Origin of the sequence: Pseudomonas iridis (assembly GCF_017980685.1) — a bacterium.
GTDB lineage: Bacteria > Pseudomonadota > Gammaproteobacteria > Pseudomonadales > Pseudomonadaceae > Aquipseudomonas > Aquipseudomonas iridis.
In genome coordinates, this window is the sequence record NZ_JACXXO010000004.1 from 182,230 (window position 1) to 207,680 (window position 25,451).

The window sequence follows — 25,451 nt, forward strand, 5'->3', positions numbered from 1 at the left end:
AAATATGCTGCGTCGCCGCATGCTGATCATGTTGGGTGTTGTTTTGCTGATTGTCCTGGTGCTGGGCGGTTACAAAGCCTTTTCGATTTACACCATGGTTCAAGGCTTCTCCAAGCCGAAACCGCCGATCAGCGTAGCCGTGGCCACCGCCAGCGAGCGCCCGTGGCAGATGCGTTTGCCCACCGTCGGCAGCCTCAAGGCCCTGCAAGGCGTCGACCTGAGCCTGGAATCCTCCGGCACCGTCACCGAGCTCAAATTCGAATCAGGGCAGAAGGTCAAGGCCGGGCAACCGCTGCTGCAACTCGACAGCGCCGTTGAAGCCGCTCTGCTGGAGACCGCCAAAGCCGACCTGGGCCTGGCGCAACTGGACTTCGGGCGTGGCAGCCAACTGATCGACAGTCGCGCCATTTCCAAAGGTGAATACGACCGACTCTCGGCGGTTCTGCAAAAGGAGCGGGCCACGGTCAATCAGCTCAACGCAGCGCTGGCGAAAAAACGCATCCTCGCACCGTTCAGCGGCACCATCGGCATCCGTCAGGTCGACGTCGGCGACTACCTCGCCAGCGGCACCAAAATTGCCACTTTGCAGGACCTGAGCAGCCTCTACGCCGACTTCTATATGCCTGAACAATCGGTGCCGAAACTGGCCATCGGCCAACCGGTGAATATCTCGGCCGCCGCTTACCCCGGGCAGGTTTTTTCAGGGAAGATCAGCGCGATCAACCCGCTCGTCGAAAGCACCACGCGTAACGTGCTGGTCCGCGCCACCCTGGCCAACCCCGACGGCAAACTGTTGCCGGGCATGTTCGCCAGCCTCGAAGTGCTGCTGCCCGATCCGCAGAAACACATCGTGGTGCCGGAAAGCGCGATCACCTACACCCTCTACGGCAACTCGATCTACGTGGTCGGGCAGAAGAAAGCCGAGGACGGCAGCCTCGAAAAAGACGACAAGGGCCAACCAGTGCTGATTGCCGAGCGGCGCTTCATCGAAACCGGTGAACGCCGCGATGGGCTGGTGATGATCAACAAGGGCGTGCAGAGCGGCGAACACGTGGTGACGGCCGGCCAGATCAAACTGGACAACGGCGCGCACATTGCCATCAGCGACGACAAGACCCTCGGCGAGCAGAACAGTCCGCCCCGCGCCGACTGATCAAGGAATCCCCATGGCTTTTACCGACCCGTTCATCCGCCGCCCGGTGCTCGCCACCGTGGTCAGCCTGCTGATTGTGCTGCTGGGCTTCCAGGCCTGGAGCAAGCTGCCGCTGCGCCAATACCCGCAAATGGAAAACGCCCTGATCACGGTGACCACCGCCTACCCCGGGGCCAACGCCGAAACCATTCAGGGCTATATCACCCAGCCGATGCAGCAGAGTCTGGCCAGCGCCGAGGGCATCGACTACATGACCTCGGTCAGTCGCCAGAACTTCTCGGTGATTTCGATTTACGCGCGCATCGGTTCCAACACCGACCGCCTGTTCACCGAGTTGCTGGCCAAGGCCAACGAAGTCAAAAACCAACTGCCACAAGACGCCGAAGACCCGGTACTGAGCAAGGAGTCCGCCGACGCCTCGGCGCTGATGTACATCAGCTTCTTCAGCAAGGATCTGAGCAACCCGCAGATCACCGACTATCTGTCACGGGTGATCCAGCCAAAACTGGCAACCCTGCCAGGCATGGCCGAGGCGGAGATCCTCGGCAATCAGGTATTCGCCATGCGCCTGTGGCTTGATCCGGTGAAGCTCGCCGGTTTCGGCCTCAGCGCCAGCGACGTGACCAACGCCGTGCGCCAGTACAACTTCCTCTCCGCCGCCGGCGAGGTAAAAGGCGAGTACGTGGTCACCAGCATCAACGCCAACACTGAATTAAAGTCCGCCGAAGCCTTCGCGGCGATTCCGCTGAAGGTCAGTGGCGACAGCCGCGTGTTGCTCAGCGATGTCGCGCGGGTCGAAATGGGCGCGGAAAATTACGACTCGATCAGCTCGTTCGGCGGCACGCCCTCGGTGTATATCGGCATCAAGGCCACGCCGGGGGCCAACCCGCTGGATGTGATCAAGGAAGTGCGCAAGATCATGCCGGAGCTGGAGGCGCAGCTGCCGCCGAATCTCAAGAGCGAGATCGCCTACGACGCCACGCTGTTCATTCAGGCCTCCATCGATGAAGTGGTGAAAACCCTGTTCGAGGCGGTGCTGATTGTCATCGTCGTGGTGTTCCTGTTCCTCGGCGCACTGCGTTCGGTGGTGATCCCGGTGGTGACCATTCCACTGTCGATGATCGGCGTGATGTTCTTCATGCAGATGATGGGCTACTCGATCAACCTGCTGACCCTGTTGGCGATGGTGCTGGCCATCGGCCTGGTGGTCGACGATGCGATTGTCGTGGTGGAGAACATCCACCGACATATCGAGGAAGGAAAAACCCCGTTTGACGCAGCGCTTGAGGGCGCGCGTGAAATCGCCATGCCGGTGGTGTCGATGACCATCACCCTGGCGGCGGTGTATGCGCCAATCGGTTTCCTCACCGGGCTGACCGGAGCGCTGTTCAAAGAGTTCGCGCTGACCCTGGCCGGCGCCGTGGTGATTTCCGGCGTCGTCGCCCTGACACTGTCACCGATGATGTGTGCGTTTTTGCTGCGCCACGAGGAAAACCCCACAGGCCTGGCGCATCGACTCGACCGCGTCTTCGACAGCCTCAAGCGTCGCTACCAGAGCACCCTGCATGGCACGTTGAACACCCGCCCGGTGGTGCTGGTGTTCGCCTTGATTGTGCTGTGCCTGATCCCGGTGTTCCTCAAGTTCACCAAATCGGAACTGGCGCCGGACGAAGACCAGGGCATCATTTTCATGATTGCCACCGCCCCGCAGCCAACCAACCTCGATTACCTGAGCACCTACACCGACGAATTCATCAAGATTTTCAAGGAGTTTCCGGAGTACTACTCCTCGTTCCAGATCAACGGCTACAACGGCGTACAGGCGGGCATTGGCGGGTTCCTGCTCAAGCCCTGGAATGAGCGCAGCCGTACCCAGATGGAAATCCTGCCCGAGGTGCAAGGCAAACTGCAGAACATTCCGGGCTTGCAGATTTTCGGCTTCAACCTGCCCTCCCTGCCCGGCACAGGTGAAGGCTTGCCATTCGAGTTTGTGATCAACACGGCCAACGACTACGAACTGCTGCTGCAAGTGGCCGACCGGATCAAGAAACGCGCCATGGAGTCAGGCAAGTTTGCCTTCGTCGACCTCGATCTGGCGTTCGACAAACCGGAAGTGGTGGTCGACATCGACCGCGCCAAAGCGGCGCAGATGGGCGTGTCGATGCAGGATCTGGGCGGCACCCTGGCGACGTTGCTCGGTGAGGCAGAAATCAACCGCTTCACCATCGAAGGGCGCAGCTACAAGGTCATCGCCCAGGTCGAACGCCCCTTCCGTGACAACCCGGACTGGCTGAATAACTACTACGTGAAAAACACCCAGGGCGAGTTGCTGCCGCTGTCGACGCTGATCAAGGTCAGCGACCGCGCACGACCGCGTCAACTCAACCAGTTCCAACAGCTCAACGCGGCGAAGATCTCTGGTTTCCCGTTGGTGAGCATGGGCGAGGCGATCGACACCGTATTGCAGATCGCCCGGGAAGAGGCGCCGGCCGGGTTCGCGTTCGACTATGGCGGCGCATCCAGGCAATTCGTGCAGGAAGGCAGTGCCTTGTGGGTGACGTTCGCGCTGGCGCTGGCGATCATTTTCCTGGTGCTGGCGGCGCAGTTCGAAAGTTTCCGTGATCCCTTGGTGATTCTGGTGACGGTGCCGCTGTCGATCTGCGGAGCGCTGATCCCGCTGTTCCTCGGCTGGTCGAGCATGAACATCTACACCCAGGTCGGCCTGGTGACGTTGATCGGGCTGATCAGCAAGCACGGGATCCTGATCGTCGAGTTCGCCAACCAGTTACGCAAGGACAAGGGCCTGTCGGCACGTGAAGCGGTCGAAGAGGCCGCAGCGATTCGGCTACGACCGGTGTTGATGACCACGGCAGCGATGGTGTTCGGCATGGTGCCGCTGATTCTGGCGAACGGCGCAGGGGCCGTCAGCCGGTTTGATATCGGGATGGTGATTGCGACGGGGATGTCGATCGGAACGTTGTTTACGCTGTTTGTGCTGCCGTGTATTTACACACTGCTGGCGAAACCTGATCCCAAACAAACCCAATAACCATGTGGGAGCGAGCCTGCTCGCGAATAGGGTGTGTCAAATTACATGGATGTTGACTGACACGCCCTCTTCGCGAGCAGGCTCGCTCCCACAGGGGCCGGGGTGAACCTTGATAAAGCACAATAAAAAAGGCCTCGCATCTGCGAGGCCTTTCATTTGGGCTTTAATCGGTTCAACTTTGTGGCCTCATGCCTTGAGTCAGTCCGAACATGAACAACAACAAATCATGATCGGGTTGAGTTGCCACGGAGGCTTTCGCCACCCGTGGTACTGCGCAGTGCGCATCCGTGGTGGATGCGCCGAGAACCTGCATGCGCGGCTGCTCCCAGGCAGCCACCGCCAGTGAAGCAACTGCCAAGGCTCCTACCAAAAACAAACCTCGTGCAATTTCGAGTTTCATCGCTATAAACCTTTGATAGCGCTGCCAAACGCCGTCTCGTAAAAGTAGACGAGTTTTTTCCAGTCCGCGTCGCGGAACGACGAGTGGCGACGCAGTTGCTTCATGTCATGGGAAGCGGCGCGATAAGCGGTCAGACGCTGGCGACATTTCTCAAGATCGATCAAAGCGACTTCAACGGTGGCCGACTCGCCTTCGCCCGTCACCCGTACAAAAACGTGCTTGATGTAGATGCAGCTGTGCTGCCAGCGGCCCTTGTGCATACGCGCCAGGTTTTCGGCCAGATCCTTGAGCACACGCTCATAGACCGCGTCGCCGCACTGATCACGACCACCGGCAGACGCCAGCCAGTGTTCCAGTTCCTGGAAACCGTCCAGAGATTTGGTCACCAGCAGAGCGCGCCACTTGTGCTGGGGATCAGGCTGGGCACCGCAGAAAACGATTTGCGGCACGCGCACGCCGAGTTTGGTGACACCGGTCAGGGCATCCAGCTCGCGCAGGACAGTCGGGCGTCCGAACGGATGCAGCCAACTGCGATAAATGTGACCGGTCTGGCGTTTGGCATACAGCAACTGGCCATCGCGACCAACGATCCGTTGCACGCCACTTTCGCCGCCACGGCGCACATTGGGTTCTTCGACCCACTCACCGCGCTGACTCCAGTAGTAGTCGAAACTTTCCTGAGGCGTCACTTGCGCGTCTGCTGCCATTTGCACTGCCATCCTTTACCTCTTGCGTAATACGTAAACTCGCCACATCGCATAGAGCGGAATAAAGTCGAGTTGTTCCTGAATGCGGAAACCCGCGGTTTCAAATTCTTTTTCGATCGTAGCCGCCGGAATCAAAAAGCGATTCTGGTAGTCACGGTTGGGACGAACCTTCTCCGCACGCTTGCGTTTCCATGCCTTGAAATTGCCGTCGACCCACAACGACACGATCACGCTGTCACGGGTAACGCGCTCGAACTCGCGCAGAATCGCCAGACGGTGCTCGGCTTCTCCGATGTGGTGGAGCAAGCGCATGCAGAAAATGCTGTCGACGGCGTTATCTGGCAGAGCAATATCGAAAGCGGAGGTGTGCAAAGGTTGCACCCGTTTCACCACATCCGCCGGTTGTCCTTCCAACGCGGTCTTGATCATCGACTCGGAGTTGTCCGCACCGATAATCACCCGATTGGGCTTTTCCGCCAGCAACGGCCAGAAGCGTCCGGCACCGCAAGGCAAATCCAGCACCAGACCGGGTTCGCCAGCCAGTGTCAGAGCCTTGCGCGCCAATTGCTCGTCGCGCAGATGGGAAAGACGACGTCCGAGGCTTTCTCTATGTTTGCGCAGATACTTCTTAGCGTGTTGATCGTCGTACTTTTCGGAAAAATCGAGCTTGATCGGGCCGCTCATCATCAGGACTCCTGAATTACTGATGGCACCACCTTAGGGAGCAGCGTGTCAGCAGCAGGTCATCCAAATGTGAAAAAAATGTCAGGTATACCGACAAATTATTACAACGTTATACAGGATTTAGACAGGTTGACGGGAGTAGCCTGAAGCCACTATTTGCGTCCGAAATGGCCAAGATCTACCTCGAAGCGGCAGCCATTGGGTTCCATCGTGCTCAGGCTGACAGTCCAGCCCTGGTTTTCGCAGATGCGCTGTACCAGTGACAGGCCCAGCCCCAGACCTTCCCCGCGCTTTTCGCTGCCACGCACGAAAGGCTCGAACATGGCCTCACGTTTCTCTTCAGGAATGCCGACGCCGGAGTCTTCGACGACAAATCCGTTGGCGGTGAGCGTCAGGCGAATGAAACCGTACTCGGTGTAATGCAATGCGTTGCGCAGCAAATTACCCATCACGGCGTTCAGCAGGGTTGCGTTATAGCGGGTATCCGCTGGGTTACCGGGATCGAGGGTAAGGGTCAGTCCCTTGCGCTCGATCGGCTCGCGCCACAGGCACACCAGACTTTCTGCCACTTGCGTCAGGTTTTGCTGCGGTGCCGCCCCGGCTTCTTCATTCTGTGCGCGGGCGAGCATCAGGAAGGTCTGCACCAACTCGCGCATTTCCTCGCTGGCGCGGGCAATGCGCTCGACCTGAGAACGGCCGCGCTGGTCGATCCCCGGGTTTTCCAACAGCAGTTCGCAGGAGCTCGCCAGCACCATCAACGGCGTGCGCAACTCGTGGCTGACGTCACTGGTGAACAGTCGTTCGCGGGTCAGAGCCTGGCGCAAGCGCCCCAGCGTGGCATCGAACGCCACCGCCAGTTCACCGACTTCATCGGCCGCGTAGTCCGGCGCCAGCGGCGGCGCCAGACCCAGCAATTGATCCCGATGGCGCACCTGGCGTGCGAGGCGCACCACGGGCGCCATGACCTTGCGCGCGAGCACCCAGCCGAGGAATACCGCTAATGCGAGGCTGAGCACAAAGCCCACCAGCACCACGGCAAACAGCACGCGCTCACGCTCTTCGAAATCGCTTTGATCCTGCAGCAGCACATAGCGCCGGCCATCCACGACTTCGACCATCGCGTGGTACGACAGCTGCTCGCGGAACACTTCGTGGAAACCTGCATCCAGATGACGCAGATCCTTGGGCAAATCGAAGTCGCCGGGGCCACCACTGAAGTAGAACAGTTGATCAGGCTCCGGGCGATGGCTCCAGTCGGAGACATTATCCATCAGCAACAGGCGCTGCAGATCGCCGCCCAGCCCTGCCGAAATCAGTTTTTCCTCGACCAGATGCACCGTCGCGACAATGCCCATGGCGAAAGCGCCGGCAACCAGTGCGCTCATCAGCGCAAAGGCGATGATGATCCGTTGGGAAAGGCTTTGCTTAAACTCCATCACGCCCCTCGGCCAAGCGATAACCGACGCCGTGCACGGTGTGCAGCAAGGGTTTGGCAAACGGTTTATCGATCACCTGACGCAATTGGTGGACGTGGCTGCGCAAGCTGTCGCTGTCCGGGCAGTCATCACCCCACAGCGCCTCCTCGAGAATTTCCCGACGCAGCACGTGCGGGCTCTTCTGCATCAATACCGCCAGCAGTTTGAGGCCGACCGGGTTGAGCTTGAGCAGCTTGCCTTCGCGGGTCACTTCCAGGGTGTCGAGGTCGTAGCTCAGATCGGCGACCTGCAAGGCACGCCGGCCGCCGCCCTGCGCCCGGCGCATGACCGCTTCGATCCGCGCCGCCAGCTCGGACAAGGCGAAGGGCTTGATCAGGTAATCGTCGGCGCCGGACTTGAAGCCCTGCAAGCGGTCGTCCAGCTGATCGCGAGCGGTGAGCATGATCACCGGAGTGTCACGACGGGCGTCCTCGCGCAGGCGTTTGCACAGGGTGTAGCCGTCGATGCCGGGCAGCATGATGTCGAGCACGATCAGGTCGTAGTGCTCGGTGGCCGCCAGATGCAGACCCGACAGACCGTCCTGGGCGCAATCGACGGTATAGCCCTTGAGCCCCAGGTAATCGGCCAGATTGGCCAGGATGTCGCGGTTGTCTTCGACCAATAGAATTCGCATGGGCACCTCTTGCGTACACGGTTACCGCCGTCATGGCTCGCGCAGCTTACGGCCAACGGTGGCTCAGGGCTAGGCATGTAGCGGGATGTTTATCGATAAACCGGTTGTTTGTGCCGGCCAACGATTTTTTCACTTTCGATTAACAAATCACCCACGCACGCGGACGCAGACTGCTCGCGATTACGCCCCTCACAACACTTGCCGACCAAGGAATTGCCATGGTGTCGACCTCTGCCCGTCCCGTTTCAAGGCCTCTGAATTTCTGGTTGTGCCTGGGCATTCCCGCCTTGGCTGCACTGGTGCTGATGCTGCTCGAACTGACCGATCTGGACATGGATCTGGCCAGGCTGTTCTACGATCCGGTTGCGGGGGACTTCATCGGCCGGCACAGCTTCTTCCTCGAAGACATCCTGCACGACCGCGCCAAGCAGGTAGTGATCGCATTTTCGGTGTTCGCCATTTTCGGTTTCATCGGCGCGTTCTTCATCAACAGGCTCAAGCCGTTCAAGCGCGAGTTGGGCTGTCTGGTGCTGTCCCTTGGGCTGGCGACTTCGTTCGTGACGCCGGTCAAAGCGGTGACTGCCGTGCAATGCCCCTGGAGCCTGGAGCAATTCGGCGGCCATGAAACCTACAGCAAACTGATGGATCATCGCCCGCAGACCGACAAGCCCGGCCGTTGCTGGCCCGGCGGTCATGCGGCCACGGGATTCACGTTGTTTGCGCTGTTCTTCGTGTTGCGTGACCGGCGTCCGCGTCTGGCGCGACAGGCATTTATCTTTGCCTTTGCGCTGGGCTCGGTGTTCTCGATCAGCCGGATGATGCAGGGCGCGCACTTCTTTTCGCACAACGTGTGGACGGCGATTTTCTGCTGGCTGATTTGTCTGGGATCGTATTACTGGGTGCTGTATCGCCCGGCGGTGAAGGCCGAATCGGTGGTCAACACACAACCGGTCAGCGTCTGAACTGACGCCATCGCTGGCAAGCCAGCTCCCACAGGGATCACTGCTGCTCATGGCATCTGTGAACACTGGAGATCCCTGTGGGAGTCTGGCCTGCCAGCGATGGCCGCGCCCAGGTTTCAGGTGAACCTCAAATCAGCGGCAATAAAAAACCCCGCCTGCTTATCGCAGGCGGGGTTTTTGCGTTACGGGGTAAGGCTGGGTTACATCATGCCGCCCATGCCACCCATGCCGCCCATGTCTGGCATACCGCCGCCAGCCGGAGCGTCTACTTTTTTGTCAGCGATTGCAGCTTCGGTGGTCAGGATCAGGCCACCGATGGAAGCTGCTGCCTGCAATGCCGAACGAGTCACCTTGGTAGGGTCCAGGATGCCCATTTCGATCATGTCGCCGTACACGCCAGTTGCAGCGTTGTAACCGTAGTTACCTTTGCCGTTCTTGACCTCGTTGACCACGACGCTTGGCTCGTCGCCGGAGTTGGCAGCGATCTGACGCAGCGGCGCTTCAACAGCGCGACGCAGTACAGCGATACCAACGTTCTGGTCAGCGTTGTCGCCGGTCAGGTTGCTCAGGGCTTCCAGAGCGCGGATCAGCGCAACGCCACCGCCAGGTACCACGCCTTCTTCAACGGCTGCGCGGGTTGCGTGCAGGGCGTCTTCAACGCGGGCTTTCTTCTCTTTCATTTCAACTTCGGAACCAGCGCCAACCTTGATTACTGCAACGCCGCCGGACAGCTTGGCCAGACGCTCTTGCAGTTTTTCACGGTCGTAGTCCGAGGAAGTTTCGGCAACCTGAGCACGGATCTGAGCAATGCGGGCTTCGATGTCGCCTGCTACGCCAGCACCGTCAACGATGATGGTGTTTTCCTTGGAAATGGTCACACGCTTGGCGCTACCGAGGTTTTCCAGGGTGGCGCTTTCCAGGCTCAGGCCGATCTCTTCGGAGATAACGGTACCGCCGGTCAGAACAGCGATGTCCTGCAGCATGGCCTTGCGACGGTCGCCGAAGCCTGGAGCCTTGACGGCTGCAACCTTGACGATGCCACGCATGTTGTTCACAACCAGAGTCGCCAGGGCTTCGCCTTCAACGTCTTCGGAAACGATCAGCAGTGGACGGCCGGCTTTGGCAACGGCTTCCAGCACTGGCAGCATTTCGCGGATGTTCGAGATTTTTTTGTCGACCAGCAGAACCAGCGGGCTCTCCAGTTCGGCAACCATGGTCTCAGGCTTGTTGACGAAGTACGGGGACAGGTAGCCACGGTCGAACTGCATGCCTTCTACAACCGACAGTTCGTTTTCCAGGCCAGTGCCTTCTTCAACGGTGATCACGCCTTCTTTACCGACTTTTTCCATGGCTTCGGCAATGATTTCGCCGATGGAGCTGTCGGAGTTGGCCGAGATGGTGCCGACCTGAGCGATGGCCTTGGTGTCAGCGCATGGCTTGGACAGGTTTTTCAGCTCAGCAACAACGGCGATGGTCGCCTTGTCGATGCCGCGCTTGAGGTCCATCGGGTTCATGCCGGCAGCGACGGCTTTGTAGCCTTCGTTGACGATGGCCTGAGCCAGCACGGTAGCGGTGGTGGTGCCGTCGCCTGCGTCATCGTTGGCACGGGAGGCAACGTCTTTGACCAGCTGCGCGCCCATGTTTTCGAAACGGTCTTCGAGTTCGATTTCTTTGGCGACGGAAACGCCGTCCTTGGTGATGGTCGGAGCGCCGAAGCTCTTCTCGATGATCACGTTACGGCCTTTCGGGCCCAGGGTCGCTTTTACCGCGTCAGCCAGGACGTTGACGCCCTTGAGCATTTTCTTACGGGCGGAATCGCCAAACAGAACTTCTTTAGCAGCCATGATCGATATTCCTTAAATACTTTGTAGTAGCGGGAAAATGGACGGGGTAATCAGCCTTCGATAACGGCGAGAATTTCGTTCTCGCTCATTACCAGCAGGTCTTCGCCGTCGACTTTCACAGTGTTGCTGCCGGAGTAAGGACCGAACACAACCTTGTCGCCTTCCTTAACGGACAGTGCGCGCACTTCGCCGTTTTCCAGAGCTTTGCCCGGGCCTACAGCGAGAATCACACCGTGGTTGGCTTTTTCAGCAGCCGAACCTGGCAGGACGATACCGCCAGCGGTTTTCTTTTCTTCTTCGCTGCGACGGATTACGACGCGGTCATGCAGAGGACGAAGCTTCATTGTCGATCTCTCCTAATTGTGGTTTTCATCGGCCGGTGTATTCCCGGCGGGTTTAACAAATCCGGCCTTCGCCGGGTACGCCTCGTCGAGCGAGACGCGCAAGTCTGACTGGCGCAAATGCCAGAAACCTTTCGGTGACCGTTACATAAGGGCGCATAAGCTTATTACAAGGGCGAACGCAGAAAATTTTTCATCGCAGCGCCCGGATGCAGCCCACATAAAAACCCGGCACCCGAAGGTGCCGTGTCGATCCAGGTATCACTTGGTGTCGCGGTGTTCGAACTCGCCTTCGATCACATTGGGCTCACGGCCCACCGTATCGCGTGGGGCAGGCCCGCCGCGTGGTTGCAGATCGTCAGCGAACGCACGCTGGCGCATCGCCTGATCTTCGGCGCGCTGGCGCATTTTATTGGCCAGCAGTCGACGCGTGAACGGCAGCAGCATCACCAGACCGACCACGTCGCTGATGAAGCCCGGCAGAATCAACAAACCACCGGCCAGTGCCAGCATCAGACCTTCAAGCATGGTTTGCGCAGGCAGTTCGCCGCGGTTCAGGCTTTCACGGGCACGCAGTGCAGTGGCCAGACCGGCGACGCGCAGCACGAATACCCCGAACATCGAGCCGAGAATGATCAGCAGCAGGGCCGGGAAGAACCCGATAGCCCCTGCCACTTTGACGAATACGAACAGCTCCAGCACCGGAAACAGCAGAAAGAGCAACAAAAAAGGGCGCATCTAACTTTCCTCTACGCAAGAAATGCCTTGCAGTAAGCCTTAGATGACGTCGCCCTTTCGTGAATTCAAGCGTCGGCCACTGCATTTTTTGGCCAATGCTCGGCGTGAGCCAGAGAAACCAAGGCTTCGCGCACTTGTATCGGCGTATGACATGGTGCTTGAAACGGCAACCAGTACAGCGCCTGACCGATGCGCAGGTGCATGCCTTCGGTGTCGATCCCGGCCAGTTGCGCCGGCACGGTTTTCGGCAGCCCGGCCAGATCGACGTAGTGCGCGATGGCTTTGGCGTGGTCGCTGTTCATGTGTTCGACCATGCTGATCTCGGCTTTGCCGGCGAACGGGTTGGCCAAGGTCAGGTGATCGACCCAGTGAATGGCGCCGAAACCACCGATGTAGCGATGGCGCACCGGATTCAGCACCCAGAAATCGAAATCGTGAGCCTTGTGGTAGTTCTGCGAGTCGGGGAAGTAGCGGTAATAACGCTCGGCCGCCGCTTCAATAATGGCGGTGTCCTCAAGCTTTTGCGCTTCGGCCAGATACGTCAGGCGACCAACGGCCTGTACGTCATCTGCCTCGCGCTCCCCCACCAGCATCGAGCATTTCGGGTCTTTTTGCAGATTGTGCGTGTGCTGGGCGATGCGGCTGATCAGGATCAACGGCCGGCCCTGCTCGTCCAGGCAATACGGCACGACGGAGCCAAAGGGAAAACCGGGCATGGATTTAGAGTGGGTCGAGAGCACTCCACGGTATTCCTTGAGAAGCAATTCTCGGGCATTCTTCGCCACTTCAACGCTCAATTTATGACTCCTTAAATAGAATCCGTCGAAAAAACGGACAGGTGCGCGGGATATGTTCCGCTCACCATCGGGCAATTCTCATGTGCAGCCGGGCCACGTCGGGCGCAGATCGAGAGGCTCTCTAAAGGAAATCCACTCTGACCTGCTATCGGGGCATGCGAATGCAACTCAACGACAAAGTAATCATTATCACTGGCGGTTGCCAGGGTTTGGGCCGTTCGATGGCCGAGTATTTCGCCGGCAAAGGCGCGAAGCTGGCGCTGGTCGATTTGAACCAGGAAAAGCTCGACGACGCAGTCGCCGCCTGCAAAGCCAAAGGGGTCGAGGCCCGCAGCTATCTGTGCAACGTCGCCAATGAAGAGCAGGTGGAGCACATGGTCGCGCAGGTCGCCGCCGATTTCGGCGCGATCCATGGTTTGATCAACAACGCCGGGATTCTGCGCGACGGCCTGCTACTGAAGGTCAAGGACGGCGAGATGACCAAGATGAGCCTGGCCCAATGGCAGGCGGTGATCGACGTCAACCTGACCGGCGTATTCCTCTGCACGCGCGAAGTCGCGGCGAAAATGGTCGAGCTGAAGACCGGCGGTGCAATCATCAACATCTCGTCGATATCCCGCGCAGGCAACGTTGGCCAGACCAACTATTCCGCGGCCAAGGCCGGTGTGGCGGCGGCGACCGTGACGTGGGCCAAGGAACTGGCGCGTTATGGCATTCGCGTAGCGGGCATTGCGCCGGGGTTCATCGAAACCGAGATGACCCTGGGCATGAAGCCGGAAGCGCTGGAGAAGATGACCGCGGGAATTCCGCTCAAGCGCATGGGCAAACCGCAAGAGATCGCCCATTCGGCGGCGTACATCTTCGAGAACGACTATTACACCGGTCGGATTCTGGAGATGGATGGCGGGTTGCGTATCTGACTCACACAACAAAAACAATGTGGGAGCGAGCCTGCTCGCGAAAGCGCAGTGTCAGACAACATCTTCGTTGACTGACACTTCCTTTTCGCGAGCAGGCTCACTCCCACAGGTTTATCAGCGCTGCTGAATTATCAATCGTCGCTGATGGTGATGTTCGGCATCGCGGGTGTTGCCGCTTCCTGCAACACAATCCGCGCACCAACGTGACGGGCCAGTTCCTGATAGACCATGGCAATCTGGCTGTCCGGCTCGGCGATCACCGTTGGCTTGCCGCCATCGGCCTGTTCACGGATCAGCATCGACAACGGCAGCGAGGCCAATAGCTCGACGCCGTACTGCGTCGCAAGCTTCTCACCACCACCTTCACCGAACAGATGCTCGGCATGGCCGCAATTGGAGCAGATGTGCACGGCCATGTTTTCCACCACGCCCAACACCGGAATGTTGACCTTGCGGAACATTTCCACGCCTTTGCGCGCGTCGAGCAAGGCCAGATCCTGCGGTGTGGTGACGATCACAGCGCCTGCCACCGGGACTTTCTGCGCCAGGGTCAACTGGATGTCGCCGGTGCCTGGCGGCATGTCGATCACCAGATAATCGAGATCGCCCCACGCGGTTTGCGTAACCAGTTGCAGCAATGCGCCGGAGACCATCGGCCCACGCCAGACCATTGGCGTGTTGTCGTCCGTCAGGAACGCCATCGACATGACTTCGACGCCGTGGGCCTTAAGCGGCACGAACCACTTCTGATCCTTGATTTCAGGGCGGGTGCGCTCCGGAATGCCGAACATGATGCCCTGGCTCGGGCCATAGATATCGGCATCGAGAATCCCGACCCTGGCGCCTTCACGGGCCAGCGCCAACGCGAGGTTGGCAGCGGTGGTCGACTTGCCGACTCCGCCCTTGCCCGACGCCACGGCCACCACGTTCTTGACGTTGGCCAGCCCCGGGATCTGCGCTTGAGCCTTGTGCGCAGCGATCACCGTGTTGACCTCGACTCTGGCAATCACTACGCCGTCGAGGTTTTCGATGGCCAGTTGCAGCAATTGCGCCCAGCCGCTTTTGAACAGGCCGGCGGCGTAACCGATTTCCAGCTGCACATTGACGCGGTCACCGACGATCTCGATGTTTTTCACGCAACCGGCGCTGACCGGGTCCTGGTTCAGGTAAGGGTCGGTGTATTGGCTGAGGACGGCTTCCACCGCTGCGCGAGTGACGGCACTCATGGGCAACTCCGATAACAAGACTGGGAAAAGATGGCGGGTATCGTACCTGAATGAAACAGGTGCACAGGGTGAAAAATATGCGCCAGCGCTTTATAGTGGCCGACCTCCGTTTCATCAAGTAGCGAAGCCCCACATGTCCGAGCCACGCAAGATCCTCGTCACCAGCGCCCTGCCCTACGCCAACGGTTCGATCCACCTTGGCCACATGCTGGAATACATCCAGACCGATATGTGGGTGCGCTTCCAGAAGCATCGCGGCAATCAATGCATCTATGTCTGCGCCGACGACGCCCACGGTTCGGCGATCATGCTGCGCGCAGAAAAGGAAGGCATCACCCCGGAACAACTGATCGCCAACGTGCAGGCTGAACACAGCGCCGACTTTGCCGAGTTCCTGGTTGATTTCGACAACTTCCACTCCACTCACGCCGAAGAAAACCGTGAGCTGTCGAGCCAGATCTACCTCAAGCTGCGTGACGCCGGGCACATCGCCCAACGTTCGATCACGCAGTATTTCGACCCGGAAAAGAAAATGTTCCTGGCCGACCGCTTCATCAAGGGCACCTGCCCGAAATGCGGCACTGAAGACCAGTACGGCGACAACTGCGAAAAATGCGGTGCGACCTACGCACCGACTGATCTGAAGGATCCGAAGTCGGCAATCTCTGGCGCCACCCCGGTGCTCAAGGATTCCCAGCACTTCTTCTTCAAACTGCCGGACTTCCAGGAAATGCTGCAAGGCTGGACCCGCAGCGGCACCTTGCAGGACGCCGTGGCCAACAAGATCGCCGAATGGCTGGACGCCGGCCTGCAGCAGTGGGACATCTCCCGCGATGCGCCGTACTTCGGTTTCGAGATCCCGGGCGAGCCGGGCAAGTATTTCTACGTATGGCTGGATGCGCCAATCGGCTACATGGCCAGCTTCAAGAATCTGTGCGACCGTACGCCGGAGCTCGACTTCGACGCGTTCTGGGCCAAGGATTCCACTGCCGAGCTGTACCACTTCATCGGCAAGGACATCGTCAACTTCCACGCCCTGTTCTGGCCAGCCATGCTCGAAGGCGCCGGTTACCGCAAACCGACCGCAATCAACGTACACGGCTACCTGACCGTCAACGGCCAGAAGATGTCCAAGTCGCGCGGCACCTTTATCAAGGCCCGCACGTACCTGGATCACCTGTCGCCGGAATACCTGCGCTACTACTACGCGGCCAAACTGGGCCGTGGCGTCGACGACCTCGACCTGAACCTCGAAGACTTCGTGCAGAAGGTCAACTCCGACCTGGTCGGCAAAGTCGTCAACATCGCCAGCCGTTGCGCCGGGTTCATTCAAAAGGGCAATGCCGGCCTGCTGGTCGACAACAATGCCGCGCCTGAGCTGACCGAGGCTTTCCTCGCCGCCGCGCCAAGCATCGCCGACGCTTATGAAGCCCGCGACTTCGCCCGTGCCATGCGTGAAACCATGGCCCTGGCCGACCGCGCCAACGCCTGGATCGCCGACAAGGCACCGTGGTCGCTGAACAAGCAGGAAGGCAAACAGGATGAAGTCCAGGCGATCTGCGCCACCGGCATCAACCTGTTCCGCCAACTGGTGATCTTCCTCAAGCCAGTGCTGCCGCTGCTGGCCGCCGATGCCGAGGCGTTCCTCAACGTCGCCCCGCTGACCTGGAACGACCACACCACCCTGCTGGCCAATCATCAGCTCAACGAATTCAAGCCGTTGATGACCCGCATCGACCCGGTAAAAGTACAAGCCATGAGCGACGCCTCGAAAGAAGACCTGACCGCCAGCCAGACCGATACCGGCGCAGCCGCCCCTGCGGGCAACGGCGAGCTGGCCAAGGATCCGCTGTCGCCGGAAATCGACTTCGACGCATTCGCTGCGATCGATCTGCGCGTTGCGCTGATCATCAAGGCTGAAGCCGTGGAAGGCGCCGATAAGCTGTTGCGCCTGACCCTGGATATCGGTGACGAGCAACGCAACGTGTTCTCCGGGATCAAGAGCGCTTATCCGGACCCATCCAAGCTCGACGGTCGCCTGACCATGATGATCGCCAACCTCAAGCCGCGGAAAATGAAGTTCGGTATTTCCGAAGGCATGGTGATGGCTGCAGGTCCTGGCGGTGAAGAAATCTACCTGCTGAGCCCGGACAGCGGCGCCAAACCAGGTCAGCGCATCAAGTAAGACTCTGCGGCAAATCGATCCCACAGGCGTGCGCGCATGCCTGTGGGATTTTTCATATCTGGCCCACTCACCGTCGCTGCCGGATAATGCCTAACCTTATGAGACATCCGCCCGTTTCGCCGGCAGGCCCATGACCGAACTCGTGCTTACGCTTATCAGTGCCGCGCTGCTCAACAATTTCGTGTTGCACTGGCCGCTGGGCGTCGATCCGCTGTTGGCGGACAGTCGTCGGCAGGTGCATGCACTGGGGCTGTCGACGTTGTGTCTGATGGTGATCGTCGGCGTGGTCGGCTACACAGTCTGGCACTGGCTGCTGGTACCCCTGCAACTGCAAGCGCTGCGCCTGTTCGTGTTTTTGCCATTGAGCGTGTTGCTGATCGCGCCGTTGCTGAAACTGTTGGCGCGCGGGTTGCCGAACCTGCCGTTCGAGAGTTTGTGGCCGCTGTTGCTGGGCAACGCCGGCGTGCTTGGGCTGGCGCTGATCAATGCGCAGAGCGATCAAGGCCTGCTGCACGCGACAGCAATGAGCCTCGGTGCCGGGCTGGGTTTCTGGCTGGTGCTGAGTCTGTTCAGCGATTTGCGTGAGCGTACAACCGACAACGATATTCCCCTGCCCTTTCGCGGCCTGCCGATCGACCTGATCGGCGCCGGACTGATCGCAGTGATTTTTCTCGGATTCAGTGGACTGATCAAAACATGAGTCTGATTCAACGCATCGACGCCCTTCTGCCGCAGACTCAGTGCGGCAAGTGCGGGCATCCAGGATGCAAACCTTACGCACAGGGCATCGTCGACGGCGAGCCGATCAACAAATGCCCCCCGGGTGGTAATGAAACCATCGCGGCGTTGGCCGACCTGTTGAAAGTGCCGGTGCTGGAACTGGACGTCAGTCGCGGGTCGGCGCCAGCGCAGGTGGCTTACATCCGCGAAGCCGAATGCATCGGCTGCACCAAGTGCATTCAGGCCTGCCCGATTGATGCCATCGTCGGCGCGGCGAAATTGATGCACACCGTTCTGATCGACGAATGCACCGGTTGCGATCTGTGCGTGGCGCCCTGCCCGGTGGACTGCATCGAAATGCATCCCCTGCCACCGAGCACACTGCCGGTGGTCGGCGGCCTCGCGTTCAGTCTTGAAGAACAGCGCGCGCGTGCCGCCAAACGTGATCACGCCCGCCAGCGCTTTGAACGACGCAATGCCCGCCTGCAACGCGAAGAACAACACAAACAGGCTGAGCGCGAGGCGCGGGCCAAACGCGCCGCTCAATCTGAAGTGACAACGCTCGACCCGGTGCAAGCTGCACTGGAACGCGTGCGCGCGCAAAAATCCGCAGGCGCCGACGCCGCACTGAAAAAAGCCAAGATCGATGTCGCGATGAGCCGTGCGCAACTGCATAAATCGCTGAAAGCCTTTGGTCATCCACCGACCTTTGAACAACAGTCGCAATTGATCGTGTTGCAGCAGCAATTCGAAGTGGCTGAACAGGCTTTGGCCAAACTCGAAAGCAGCGCACCCGCCACTCCGGCAGCGCCAGTTCCGGCGAAAGACGCAGACCTGAAACGGGCAAAAATTCAGTTGGCCATGCGCCGCGCCGAACTGAAAAAGGCCCAGACCGCCGAAGCGCCGACCGAGCAGATTGCCACGCTGGAACAGGCGTTACGTGACGCCGAGCAAGCCCTTCACGCCGCCGAAGCCGCCAGCGATCAGCCTGCGCCTGACCTGGTGCGCGTGGAAAAACGCCCGATCGACAGCCAACTTCGCCAGTTGAAAACCGAATTAGCCTACGCCCGCGCGGACCTGAGCAAACTCGAACGACGCGCTGACACTCCGGCCGAAACCCTCGACAAGGCCCGCGCCCGCCTGCAGGACGCCGAGCGCCAGGTGCAAGATCATGTTGCCCCTTGAGACAGCCGACGATCGCCTGCAACAGGCGATGAGACTGGTGCTGCTTGCCATGCTGCCGGGACTGCTGGGCTTGTTGTGGTTTTACGGATGGGGCGTATTGATCAATCTGATCCTTTGCGTCGCCTGCGCACTGGCGGTCGAGGCAGGCGTGGCACGCCTGCGCGGGCAAGCGTTACAGCCGCTGCTCGGTGACGGCAGCGCACTGGTCAGCGCGACTTTGTTGGCCGTCGCCCTGCCGCCCTATTGCCCTTGGTGGCTGACGATGACAGCGACCGCCGCAGGTCTGCTATTTGGCAAACATCTGTACGGCGGCGTGGGTAAAAACCCGTTCAATCCGGCCATGCTCGGTTTTGCCCTGGTCATCGTGATGTTCCCGCAGCCAATGACCCAATGGCCGGCCCATGGCATGGCGCTGCTCGACGCCTTGCAGCAGGTATTCAATCCGGCGCAGGTCCCGGACGCCTGGGTTCAGGCCACGGCTCTGGACAGCCTGCGCATCAATAAAAGTCTGACCATCGATGAATTGTTCGCCGCCAACCCGGCCTTCGGGCGCTTCGGCGGGCGAGGCATGGAATGGGTCAATCTGGCGTTTCTCGCCGGAGGGCTGTTTCTGCTGCAACGGCGAGTATTCGGCTGGCACGCGCCCGTCGGTATGCTCGCCAGCCTGTTTTTAGTCAGCCTGCTGTGCTGGAACGGATCGGGCTCGGACTCCCACGGCTCGCCGCTGTTTCATCTGCTGAGCGGTGCCACCATGCTCGGCGCGTTTTTCATCATCACCGAACCGGTATCCGGAGCAAAAAATGCGCTGGCGCGCGTGCTGTTCGGCGCCGGAGTCGGACTGCTCACTTACCTGATCCGCACCTGGGGTGGTTACCCGGACGGCGTCGCGTTCGCGGTGCTGTTAATGAATCTCTGCGTACCGGCACTCGAGCGTTTTGCCGTGAGCCGACAGACACCGGTGCGCCCATGAACCGCACAAAGAGCGCACTCACGCTGCTGCTGTTGGCCTTCGTCGGCATCACGGCGACGTATCTTGTGCAACACAGCAATGCGCCGCAGATTGCCGCCGAACAGCGTCTGCTCGACAGTCGCAAACTGCTCGACGTGCTCGCACCGGACAGCTACGACAATCAACCACTCGAACAGCCGCTGGCCCTGGCGGATGTTGCCTTGAGCCACAGCACGCTGACCGGTGGCTATCGCGCGAGCAAAGCCGGGCGACCGGTTGCAGTGTTGCTGCGCAGCCGCAGCAAGGGTTATGCAGGCAGCATCGAACTGCTGATTGCCATTGATGATCATGGAAAATTGCTGGGGGTAAAAACCCTCAAGCAAAATGAAACGCCCTCGCTCGGCGGATATCTGGGCGAATGGCCGAATGCATGGCTGTCGGTGTTTGTCGGGAAATCGAGTGGTGAGCCGACGGATGCCGGTTGGGCGCTGAAAAAGGATCAGGGGCAATTCGATCAAATGGCCGGTGCGACCATCACCTCCCGCGCGGTGATCAACGCTGTCCATGACGCTCTGCGTTACTTTGACCAACATCGTGTGGCATTGCTGGGGAGCCCACCATGAACCGCACGGCGCACGTGGCGAATTCATTGATGCTCATGCTTTTGCTCGGGACGACGAGTTCGTTGGCTGGCGCGCTGGGCGCGATCTTGATGTTCGCGGTGGTAGTGGGCGCCTATGGCTTGTGCATGTCTTTTTTACGCTCGCGCCTGACGCCTGCGGCTACATGGTCAGCAGCCCTGCTGCTCGCCGCGACGCTGACCAGTTGTGCCGAGGTCTTCGCGCAACGCTGGTTTCTTGCGTGGTATCAGGCTTTTGGTCTGTATGCGGGGTTGATTGCCTTGCAGTGCCTGGTACTCGAACACAACGGGTTTTTCCGCCAGACACCGAGCGAGCGCCTCAAGCTAAGCGGTATGTTCAGCGCCTTGATGGTGATACTCGCCGTCGTGCGTGAGCTCGCAGGCCAGGGTCGCTTGGGCCGAGGACTGTTAGAACACTGGCAAGGTCTGGTTTTATTCAGCGAGGGCCTGCCTCTGGCAACCCTGGTTCCCGGCGCGCTGATTATGTTGGGGCTGCTGCTAGCGGCCCGTCAGGCCTGGACTCGCTTGAACTCTATCCCCAAGGAAACGCATCGCCCATGAATGCCGCAAAACGTCTTGAGATTTTCCGCCGACTGCATGAAGACAATCCCGAGCCGAAAACCGAACTGGCCTACTCCTCGCCCTTCGAATTGCTGATTGCGGTGATTCTTTCGGCGCAGTCGACCGACGTTGGCGTAAACAAGGCGACGGCCAAGCTGTACCCGGTCGCCAACACCCCGGCAGCGATCTACGCGCTGGGCGTAGAGGGGCTGTCCGAATACATCAAGACCATCGGCCTCTATAACAGCAAGGCCAAAAACGTCATCGAGACGTGCCGCTTGCTGGTCGAACGCCACAACGGTGAAGTGCCGCAAACACGTGAGGAGCTCGAAGCGTTGCCCGGTGTCGGCCGAAAGACCGCCAACGTGGTGCTCAACACGGCGTTCCGTCAGCTGACGATGGCCGTAGACACGCACATCTTCCGGGTCAGCAACCGCACGGGCATCGCTCCCGGCAAAAATGTGGTCGAGGTGGAAAACAAGCTTATGAAGTTTGTACCAAAGCAATTCCTGCTCGATTCCCACCACTGGCTGATTCTTCACGGACGCTACGTGTGTCTGGCCCGCAAGCCGCGGTGCGGCAGTTGCCGAATCGAAGACTTGTGCGAATACAAACAAAAAACATCGGACGATTGATCAGTTATAGAAATAAATGAGCGATCGATTGAAAAAATCTTTTTTACCCGCCGCCGGAATGTCGATATAAGGGGCGTCAACGGCAGTCTTAGGGTGGGAGTTAATCTGATGAGTACTGATAAAGAGGAACTGGAACTGGAAGTGGATGATGACCCCACGGACGACGCCGAACCCGTGGTTGAAGTCGCCAAGACCAACCTGAGCAAACGCCGCACGATCGACAACCTGCTGGAGGAGCGCCGACTGCAAAAGAAGTTGGCCGATTACGACTTTGATTTCTGATATTTGAAAGCCTCCCGAAACGGAGGCTTTTTCGCTTTTGATGGCTAGCTGAATTCGATCGGCCCATGACCCCGTCAGCGACTGAAGTATTCAGACAAGCCCGTTGCGCTGGGCCAGCTCGATCAGATCAACCAGTGAACGCGCATTGAGTTTCAGCAACAAGCGAGTCTTGTAGGTACTTACTGTCTTGTTACTCAAAAACATTCCATCGGCGATTTCCTTGTTGGTCTTACCCCGCGCCAACTGTTGCAGCACCATCATCTCGCGCCCGGAAAGGCGATCCACCATGTCTGCTTCGCTGGCATTGCCCAGGCTGGTACGTACGGTGTGCAACGCCTGATTGGGAAAGTAACTGTAGCCAGATAAAACAGCTTTGATCGCACTTAGCAATTCAGTCAAATCCTGCTGTTTGCATACATAACCCGCCGCCCCCGACTGCATGCACCGCATTGAAAAATGACCCGGCGCCTGGGAAGTCAATACCAGGACTTTAATAGGCATTGCGACCGACGTCAGTCGTGCAATTACTTCCAGACCATCAAGTTTCGGTATTCCAATATCCAGAATGACAATATCCGGCATTTGTTCGCGAGCCAGTTGTAATGCATCCACGCCGTTATCCGTTTCTGCAATGACTTCGTAGCCATGACGTTCCATCAGCATACGTACCGCAAGACGAATGACGGGGTGGTCATCCACGATCAGCACTTTATTCATGGGCAAGTCCAGTTTCGCTGTTCGAATTTTTAGAACACGCACAATAGCCCAGCCATTTGCTCTATGGCATGTCAGGTCTCTCATGCACTTGCATCGAGAGACGTCCCCTACAGCCATCGAGGAATATTCCTACAAAAAACCTGTATCGCTATAAACATCCGACAAAAAAACTCTTTCACCAGTCTGCAAAACTTCCGATTTTCACTTGTAACAGTGCACGACCAATATCACCCAAGAGCAGCCTCGAAAGCCGTTTTCATGACCGCCAATCGATAGCTCGGTGCGCAATGTCCGCATGACACCTGAAATATTGCGCAAATCAGAAACATCAGGCAATGACGGCAATCTCCTACAAGCCTCTTGTACAAGTCAGAAAATCATAAACACTTGAAACAAGATATTTATATTCAAACAAATACTTTTGCTATACATAGAAAACACCAACACCCAACTTACTCACAAACTAAAACCATACAACCCGCTCATGACGCGCCACTTCAACAGGAGAGCAAGAGCATGTTAAAAATCAGAAATAAAATTACTAATCCAATGACGGTTATCGCCATATTTGCCGCAATTTCAGAAGGCTCCGCCGCGGTATCCTTGCCATTTCTTGACAACAAAGATCGAGAGATTTACGTCTGGTTTCTTATTAGCTTCCCCTTTTACTTGTTATTTCTTTTCTTCATCACTTTGAACTTCAATCACCGTAAGCTTTATTCACCCTCAGATTTCGGCAAGGACAAAAGCTTTTTAAAAGTCATCGACAATGATGACCGCGACAGCAAACGGAACGCACCATCGCATGAGCCTGATACACAGGCGACTTTTGGCATATCAAGTCATATCGTCCCCAGTGAAGCCTCTGCTGCAGGGCGCAGAGACTCGTGCAAAGTCCATAATGCATCCGACCCGCCGCCTGGCATCCGTGCGAAGTCGATCCTGAAGATTCAATACAACCTTAAGCTGTCCGCGCCTTTCAGCAACCTGCACATCATTGATGCACGAGATATTGATGCGTCGAGAGAACTCGCCACAATTCTGGAAAGAATCCGGCGAGCCGACAGGAAAACGGTGCGGGTCATCATATTTCTTTCCAACCATGTGTCGGACGCTTCACTGACGAAAAGAGCGCTACTGCGGATCAGGCATGCGAAGAAAGGCTCAGGCACAACACTCTGTATTATCTACAATCTGTGTTCACAGACGGTCACGCTGGTGGGAAGAGCTTGAAAAATGCGGCATTGCACCGCAAGCAAATGGACAAGGAATATTGCAGCTAAGTGCTGGACAAAAGAATTCTGTAAAAAAGGGCGGCCCGTCTCGAAGACGGGGCCGCCCTTTTATTGCGCGTCAGTCCGAAAAATCAGAACAGCTTGCGGCCCTTGTTGGCAGCAATGCGCATGCGCAGCGCGTTGAGCTTGATGAAGCCCGCCGCGTCGGCCTGGTTGTAAGCACCGCCATCCTCTTCGAAGGTCGCGATGTTGGCATCGAACAGCGAATCGTCGGACTTGCGGCCCGTCACGATCACGTTGCCTTTGTACAACTTCAGGCGAACCACACCATTCACGCTGGTCTGGGAAGCGTCGATCATCTGTTGCAGCATCAGACGCTCAGGGCTCCACCAGTAACCGGTGTAGATCAGGCTGGCGTACTTTGGCATCAGCTCGTCTTTCAGGTGAGCGACTTCGCGGTCCAGGGTGATCGATTCAATGGCGCGGTGAGCACGCAGCATGATCGTGCCGCCCGGAGTCTCGTAGCAACCGCGGGACTTCATGCCGACATAACGGTTTTCGACGATGTCGAGACGGCCGATACCGTGCGCACCACCGATCTTGTTCAGCGTCGCCAGCACGGTGGCCGGGGTCATTTCGACGCCGTCCAGCGCCACGATGTCGCCGTTACGGTAGGTCAGTTCCAGGTACTGCGGGGTGTCGGGAGCCTTCTCCGGGGAGACGGTCCAACGCCACATGTCCTCTTCGTGCTCGGTCCAGGTGTCTTCCAGCACGCCGCCTTCATAGGAGATGTGCAGCAGGTTGGCGTCCATCGAGTACGGGGATTTCTTTTTGCCGTGGCGCTCGATCGGGATCGCGTGCTTCTCGGCATAGTCCATCAGCTTCTCGCGGGACAGCAGGTCCCACTCACGCCACGGCGCGATCACTTTCACGCCTGGCTTGAGCGCGTAAGCACCCAGTTCGAAACGCACCTGATCGTTGCCCTTGCCGGTGGCGCCATGGGAAATGGCGTCAGCGCCGGTTTCATTGGCGATTTCGATCAGTCGCTTGGCGATCAGTGGACGTGCGATGGAAGTACCCAGCAGGTACTCGCCCTCGTAAACGGTGTTGGCGCGGAACATCGGGAACACGAAGTCACGCACGAATTCTTCGCGCAGATCGTCGATGTAGATTTCTTTGACGCCCATGGCCTGAGCCTTGGCGCGGGCCGGCTCGACCTCTTCGCCTTGACCGAGATCAGCGGTGAAGGTCACCACTTCACAGTTATAAGTATCCTGCAGCCACTTGAGGATCACCGAAGTGTCCAGGCCGCCGGAATACGCCAGAACGACCTTGTTTACGTCCGCCATGCCATCACTCCACGGGGTTCTACGGAAAGCCGAGGAGTCTACCGCCCAAACGCGATAATTTAC

At 58.5% G+C, this 25,451-nt stretch carries 25 protein-coding genes; 13 read left to right on the forward strand and 12 right to left on the reverse strand.

What is annotated here, in order from left to right:
- Window positions 1-4: 4 nt before the first annotated feature.
- Window positions 5-1,153, forward strand: coding sequence for an efflux RND transporter periplasmic adaptor subunit (locus IEQ42_RS10035; RefSeq protein ID WP_210703407.1), 1,149 nt, complete (start codon window positions 5-7; stop codon window positions 1,151-1,153).
- A 13-nt stretch (window positions 1,154-1,166) separates the two neighbouring features.
- Window positions 1,167-4,202, forward strand: coding sequence for a multidrug efflux RND transporter permease subunit (locus IEQ42_RS10040; RefSeq protein ID WP_210703408.1), 3,036 nt, complete (start codon window positions 1,167-1,169; stop codon window positions 4,200-4,202).
- 172 nt (window positions 4,203-4,374) lie between these two features.
- On the opposite strand, the gene IEQ42_RS10045 is transcribed toward IEQ42_RS10040, so the two are convergent.
- From IEQ42_RS10045 to colR, 5 genes are all read right to left on the reverse strand, one after another.
- On the reverse strand, window positions 4,375-4,602 hold the full coding sequence (locus IEQ42_RS10045) for a hypothetical protein (protein ID WP_042560713.1): 228 nt from the start codon (window positions 4,600-4,602) through the stop codon (window positions 4,375-4,377).
- Between the two features lie 2 nt (window positions 4,603-4,604).
- Window positions 4,605-5,321, reverse strand: coding sequence for a lipopolysaccharide kinase InaA family protein (locus tag IEQ42_RS10050; RefSeq protein WP_210703409.1), 717 nt, complete (start codon window positions 5,319-5,321; stop codon window positions 4,605-4,607).
- A 3-nt stretch (window positions 5,322-5,324) separates the two neighbouring features.
- The gene (locus IEQ42_RS10055) at window positions 5,325-5,993 is read right to left on the reverse strand and encodes a class I SAM-dependent methyltransferase (RefSeq protein WP_210703410.1); all 669 of its coding nucleotides are present in this window, start codon (window positions 5,991-5,993) and stop codon (window positions 5,325-5,327) included.
- 152 nt (window positions 5,994-6,145) lie between these two features.
- The gene (locus tag IEQ42_RS10060) at window positions 6,146-7,429 is read right to left on the reverse strand and encodes a sensor histidine kinase (RefSeq protein WP_210703411.1); all 1,284 of its coding nucleotides are present in this window, start codon (window positions 7,427-7,429) and stop codon (window positions 6,146-6,148) included.
- Window positions 7,419-8,102 (reverse strand): two-component system response regulator ColR, encoded by a 684-nt coding sequence (gene colR / locus IEQ42_RS10065; protein WP_042560717.1) that lies wholly within the window; start codon window positions 8,100-8,102, stop codon window positions 7,419-7,421. The genes IEQ42_RS10060 and colR overlap by 11 nt, the downstream gene beginning before the upstream one ends.
- A gap of 218 nt (window positions 8,103-8,320) precedes the next feature.
- Here colR and IEQ42_RS10070 point away from each other — a divergent pair, with 218 nt between their 5' ends.
- Window positions 8,321-9,064: a phosphatase PAP2 family protein gene (locus IEQ42_RS10070; RefSeq protein WP_210703412.1), complete on the forward strand. Its 744-nt coding sequence runs from the start codon at window positions 8,321-8,323 to the stop codon at window positions 9,062-9,064.
- 200 nt (window positions 9,065-9,264) lie between these two features.
- Here the strand turns inward: IEQ42_RS10070 and groL are convergent, their stop codons facing one another.
- The 4 genes from groL to IEQ42_RS10090 form a co-directional block, all read right to left on the reverse strand.
- Window positions 9,265-10,908, reverse strand: coding sequence for a chaperonin GroEL (gene groL, locus IEQ42_RS10075; protein ID WP_150592796.1), 1,644 nt, complete (start codon window positions 10,906-10,908; stop codon window positions 9,265-9,267).
- Between the two features lie 50 nt (window positions 10,909-10,958).
- On the reverse strand, window positions 10,959-11,252 hold the full coding sequence (locus IEQ42_RS10080; protein ID WP_007916610.1) for a co-chaperone GroES: 294 nt from the start codon (window positions 11,250-11,252) through the stop codon (window positions 10,959-10,961).
- A gap of 258 nt (window positions 11,253-11,510) precedes the next feature.
- Complete coding sequence (locus IEQ42_RS10085) at window positions 11,511-11,987, reverse strand: FxsA family protein (protein WP_042560720.1); 477 nt, start codon at window positions 11,985-11,987, stop codon at window positions 11,511-11,513.
- Between the two features lie 65 nt (window positions 11,988-12,052).
- A complete protein-coding gene (locus IEQ42_RS10090; RefSeq protein WP_210703413.1) occupies window positions 12,053-12,784 on the reverse strand; it encodes a HugZ family pyridoxamine 5'-phosphate oxidase in 732 nt (243 codons plus the stop codon).
- 161 nt (window positions 12,785-12,945) lie between these two features.
- Here IEQ42_RS10090 and IEQ42_RS10095 point away from each other — a divergent pair, with 161 nt between their 5' ends.
- The gene (locus tag IEQ42_RS10095) at window positions 12,946-13,704 is read left to right on the forward strand and encodes an SDR family oxidoreductase (protein ID WP_150592793.1); all 759 of its coding nucleotides are present in this window, start codon (window positions 12,946-12,948) and stop codon (window positions 13,702-13,704) included.
- A gap of 131 nt (window positions 13,705-13,835) precedes the next feature.
- Here the strand turns inward: IEQ42_RS10095 and apbC are convergent, their stop codons facing one another.
- A complete protein-coding gene (gene apbC, locus IEQ42_RS10100; RefSeq protein WP_210703414.1) occupies window positions 13,836-14,930 on the reverse strand; it encodes an iron-sulfur cluster carrier protein ApbC in 1,095 nt (364 codons plus the stop codon).
- Between the two features lie 133 nt (window positions 14,931-15,063).
- Here apbC and metG point away from each other — a divergent pair, with 133 nt between their 5' ends.
- The 8 genes from metG (at window position 15,064) to IEQ42_RS10140 (ending at window position 22,087) form a co-directional block, all read left to right on the forward strand.
- Window positions 15,064-17,115: a methionine--tRNA ligase gene (gene metG, locus IEQ42_RS10105; protein WP_210703415.1), complete on the forward strand. Its 2,052-nt coding sequence runs from the start codon at window positions 15,064-15,066 to the stop codon at window positions 17,113-17,115.
- 130 nt (window positions 17,116-17,245) lie between these two features.
- Window positions 17,246-17,815: an electron transport complex protein RnfA gene (locus tag IEQ42_RS10110; RefSeq protein WP_210703416.1), complete on the forward strand. Its 570-nt coding sequence runs from the start codon at window positions 17,246-17,248 to the stop codon at window positions 17,813-17,815.
- A complete protein-coding gene (rsxB, locus tag IEQ42_RS10115; protein WP_210703417.1) occupies window positions 17,812-19,020 on the forward strand; it encodes an electron transport complex subunit RsxB in 1,209 nt (402 codons plus the stop codon). Before IEQ42_RS10110 ends, rsxB begins: the two co-directional genes overlap by 4 nt.
- Window positions 19,007-19,990: an RnfABCDGE type electron transport complex subunit D gene (locus tag IEQ42_RS10120; RefSeq protein ID WP_210703418.1), complete on the forward strand. Its 984-nt coding sequence runs from the start codon at window positions 19,007-19,009 to the stop codon at window positions 19,988-19,990. The genes rsxB and IEQ42_RS10120 overlap by 14 nt, the downstream gene beginning before the upstream one ends.
- Window positions 19,987-20,592: an RnfABCDGE type electron transport complex subunit G gene (locus IEQ42_RS10125; protein WP_210703419.1), complete on the forward strand. Its 606-nt coding sequence runs from the start codon at window positions 19,987-19,989 to the stop codon at window positions 20,590-20,592. The genes IEQ42_RS10120 and IEQ42_RS10125 overlap by 4 nt, the downstream gene beginning before the upstream one ends.
- A complete protein-coding gene (locus IEQ42_RS10130) occupies window positions 20,589-21,170 on the forward strand; it encodes an Rnf-Nqr domain containing protein (RefSeq protein ID WP_210703420.1) in 582 nt (193 codons plus the stop codon). Before IEQ42_RS10125 ends, IEQ42_RS10130 begins: the two co-directional genes overlap by 4 nt.
- Window positions 21,167-21,805, forward strand: a complete 639-nt coding sequence (nth, locus tag IEQ42_RS10135; RefSeq protein ID WP_047302889.1) for an endonuclease III — start codon at window positions 21,167-21,169, stop codon at window positions 21,803-21,805. The genes IEQ42_RS10130 and nth overlap by 4 nt, the downstream gene beginning before the upstream one ends.
- 108 nt (window positions 21,806-21,913) lie before the next feature.
- Window positions 21,914-22,087 (forward strand): PA3496 family putative envelope integrity protein, encoded by a 174-nt coding sequence (locus tag IEQ42_RS10140; RefSeq protein ID WP_115147783.1) that lies wholly within the window; start codon window positions 21,914-21,916, stop codon window positions 22,085-22,087.
- Between the two features lie 90 nt (window positions 22,088-22,177).
- Here IEQ42_RS10140 and IEQ42_RS10145 read toward each other — a convergent pair whose 3' ends face one another.
- The gene (locus IEQ42_RS10145) at window positions 22,178-22,804 is read right to left on the reverse strand and encodes a response regulator transcription factor (protein ID WP_042560733.1); all 627 of its coding nucleotides are present in this window, start codon (window positions 22,802-22,804) and stop codon (window positions 22,178-22,180) included.
- Window positions 22,805-23,320: 516 nt separating this feature from the next.
- Between IEQ42_RS10145 and IEQ42_RS10150 the strand changes: the two genes are divergently transcribed.
- On the forward strand, window positions 23,321-24,037 hold the full coding sequence (locus IEQ42_RS10150; protein WP_210703421.1) for a hypothetical protein: 717 nt from the start codon (window positions 23,321-23,323) through the stop codon (window positions 24,035-24,037).
- A 133-nt stretch (window positions 24,038-24,170) separates the two neighbouring features.
- On the opposite strand, the gene IEQ42_RS10155 is transcribed toward IEQ42_RS10150, so the two are convergent.
- Window positions 24,171-25,388, reverse strand: a complete 1,218-nt coding sequence (locus IEQ42_RS10155) for an argininosuccinate synthase (RefSeq protein ID WP_042560735.1) — start codon at window positions 25,386-25,388, stop codon at window positions 24,171-24,173.
- Between the last annotated feature and the right edge of the window lie 63 nt (window positions 25,389-25,451).

Bases quoted from the DNA above. Each gene is read 5' to 3' on its own strand.
- IEQ42_RS10035 (WP_210703407.1), top strand. From the start codon at position 5: ATGCTGCGTCGCCGCATGCTGATCATGTTGGGTGTTGTTTTGCTGATT.
- IEQ42_RS10040 (WP_210703408.1), top strand. From the start codon at position 1,167: ATGGCTTTTACCGACCCGTTCATCCGCCGCCCGGTGCTCGCCACCGTG.
- IEQ42_RS10045 (WP_042560713.1), bottom strand. From the start codon at position 4,602: ATGAAACTCGAAATTGCACGAGGTTTGTTTTTGGTAGGAGCCTTGGCA.
- IEQ42_RS10050 (WP_210703409.1), bottom strand. From the start codon at position 5,321: ATGGCAGTGCAAATGGCAGCAGACGCGCAAGTGACGCCTCAGGAAAGT.
- IEQ42_RS10055 (WP_210703410.1), bottom strand. From the start codon at position 5,993: ATGAGCGGCCCGATCAAGCTCGATTTTTCCGAAAAGTACGACGATCAA.
- IEQ42_RS10060 (WP_210703411.1), bottom strand. From the start codon at position 7,429: ATGGAGTTTAAGCAAAGCCTTTCCCAACGGATCATCATCGCCTTTGCG.
- colR (WP_042560717.1), bottom strand. From the start codon at position 8,102: ATGCGAATTCTATTGGTCGAAGACAACCGCGACATCCTGGCCAATCTG.
- IEQ42_RS10070 (WP_210703412.1), top strand. From the start codon at position 8,321: ATGGTGTCGACCTCTGCCCGTCCCGTTTCAAGGCCTCTGAATTTCTGG.
- groL (WP_150592796.1), bottom strand. From the start codon at position 10,908: ATGGCTGCTAAAGAAGTTCTGTTTGGCGATTCCGCCCGTAAGAAAATG.
- IEQ42_RS10080 (WP_007916610.1), bottom strand. From the start codon at position 11,252: ATGAAGCTTCGTCCTCTGCATGACCGCGTCGTAATCCGTCGCAGCGAA.
- IEQ42_RS10085 (WP_042560720.1), bottom strand. From the start codon at position 11,987: ATGCGCCCTTTTTTGTTGCTCTTTCTGCTGTTTCCGGTGCTGGAGCTG.
- IEQ42_RS10095 (WP_150592793.1), top strand. From the start codon at position 12,946: ATGCAACTCAACGACAAAGTAATCATTATCACTGGCGGTTGCCAGGGT.
- apbC (WP_210703414.1), bottom strand. From the start codon at position 14,930: ATGAGTGCCGTCACTCGCGCAGCGGTGGAAGCCGTCCTCAGCCAATAC.
- metG (WP_210703415.1), top strand. From the start codon at position 15,064: ATGTCCGAGCCACGCAAGATCCTCGTCACCAGCGCCCTGCCCTACGCC.
- IEQ42_RS10110 (WP_210703416.1), top strand. From the start codon at position 17,246: ATGACCGAACTCGTGCTTACGCTTATCAGTGCCGCGCTGCTCAACAAT.
- rsxB (WP_210703417.1), top strand. From the start codon at position 17,812: ATGAGTCTGATTCAACGCATCGACGCCCTTCTGCCGCAGACTCAGTGC.
- IEQ42_RS10120 (WP_210703418.1), top strand. From the start codon at position 19,007: ATGTTGCCCCTTGAGACAGCCGACGATCGCCTGCAACAGGCGATGAGA.
- IEQ42_RS10125 (WP_210703419.1), top strand. From the start codon at position 19,987: ATGAACCGCACAAAGAGCGCACTCACGCTGCTGCTGTTGGCCTTCGTC.
- IEQ42_RS10130 (WP_210703420.1), top strand. From the start codon at position 20,589: ATGAACCGCACGGCGCACGTGGCGAATTCATTGATGCTCATGCTTTTG.
- nth (WP_047302889.1), top strand. From the start codon at position 21,167: ATGAATGCCGCAAAACGTCTTGAGATTTTCCGCCGACTGCATGAAGAC.
- IEQ42_RS10140 (WP_115147783.1), top strand. From the start codon at position 21,914: ATGAGTACTGATAAAGAGGAACTGGAACTGGAAGTGGATGATGACCCC.
- IEQ42_RS10145 (WP_042560733.1), bottom strand. From the start codon at position 22,804: ATGAATAAAGTGCTGATCGTGGATGACCACCCCGTCATTCGTCTTGCG.
- IEQ42_RS10150 (WP_210703421.1), top strand. From the start codon at position 23,321: ATGTTAAAAATCAGAAATAAAATTACTAATCCAATGACGGTTATCGCC.
- IEQ42_RS10155 (WP_042560735.1), bottom strand. From the start codon at position 25,388: ATGGCGGACGTAAACAAGGTCGTTCTGGCGTATTCCGGCGGCCTGGAC.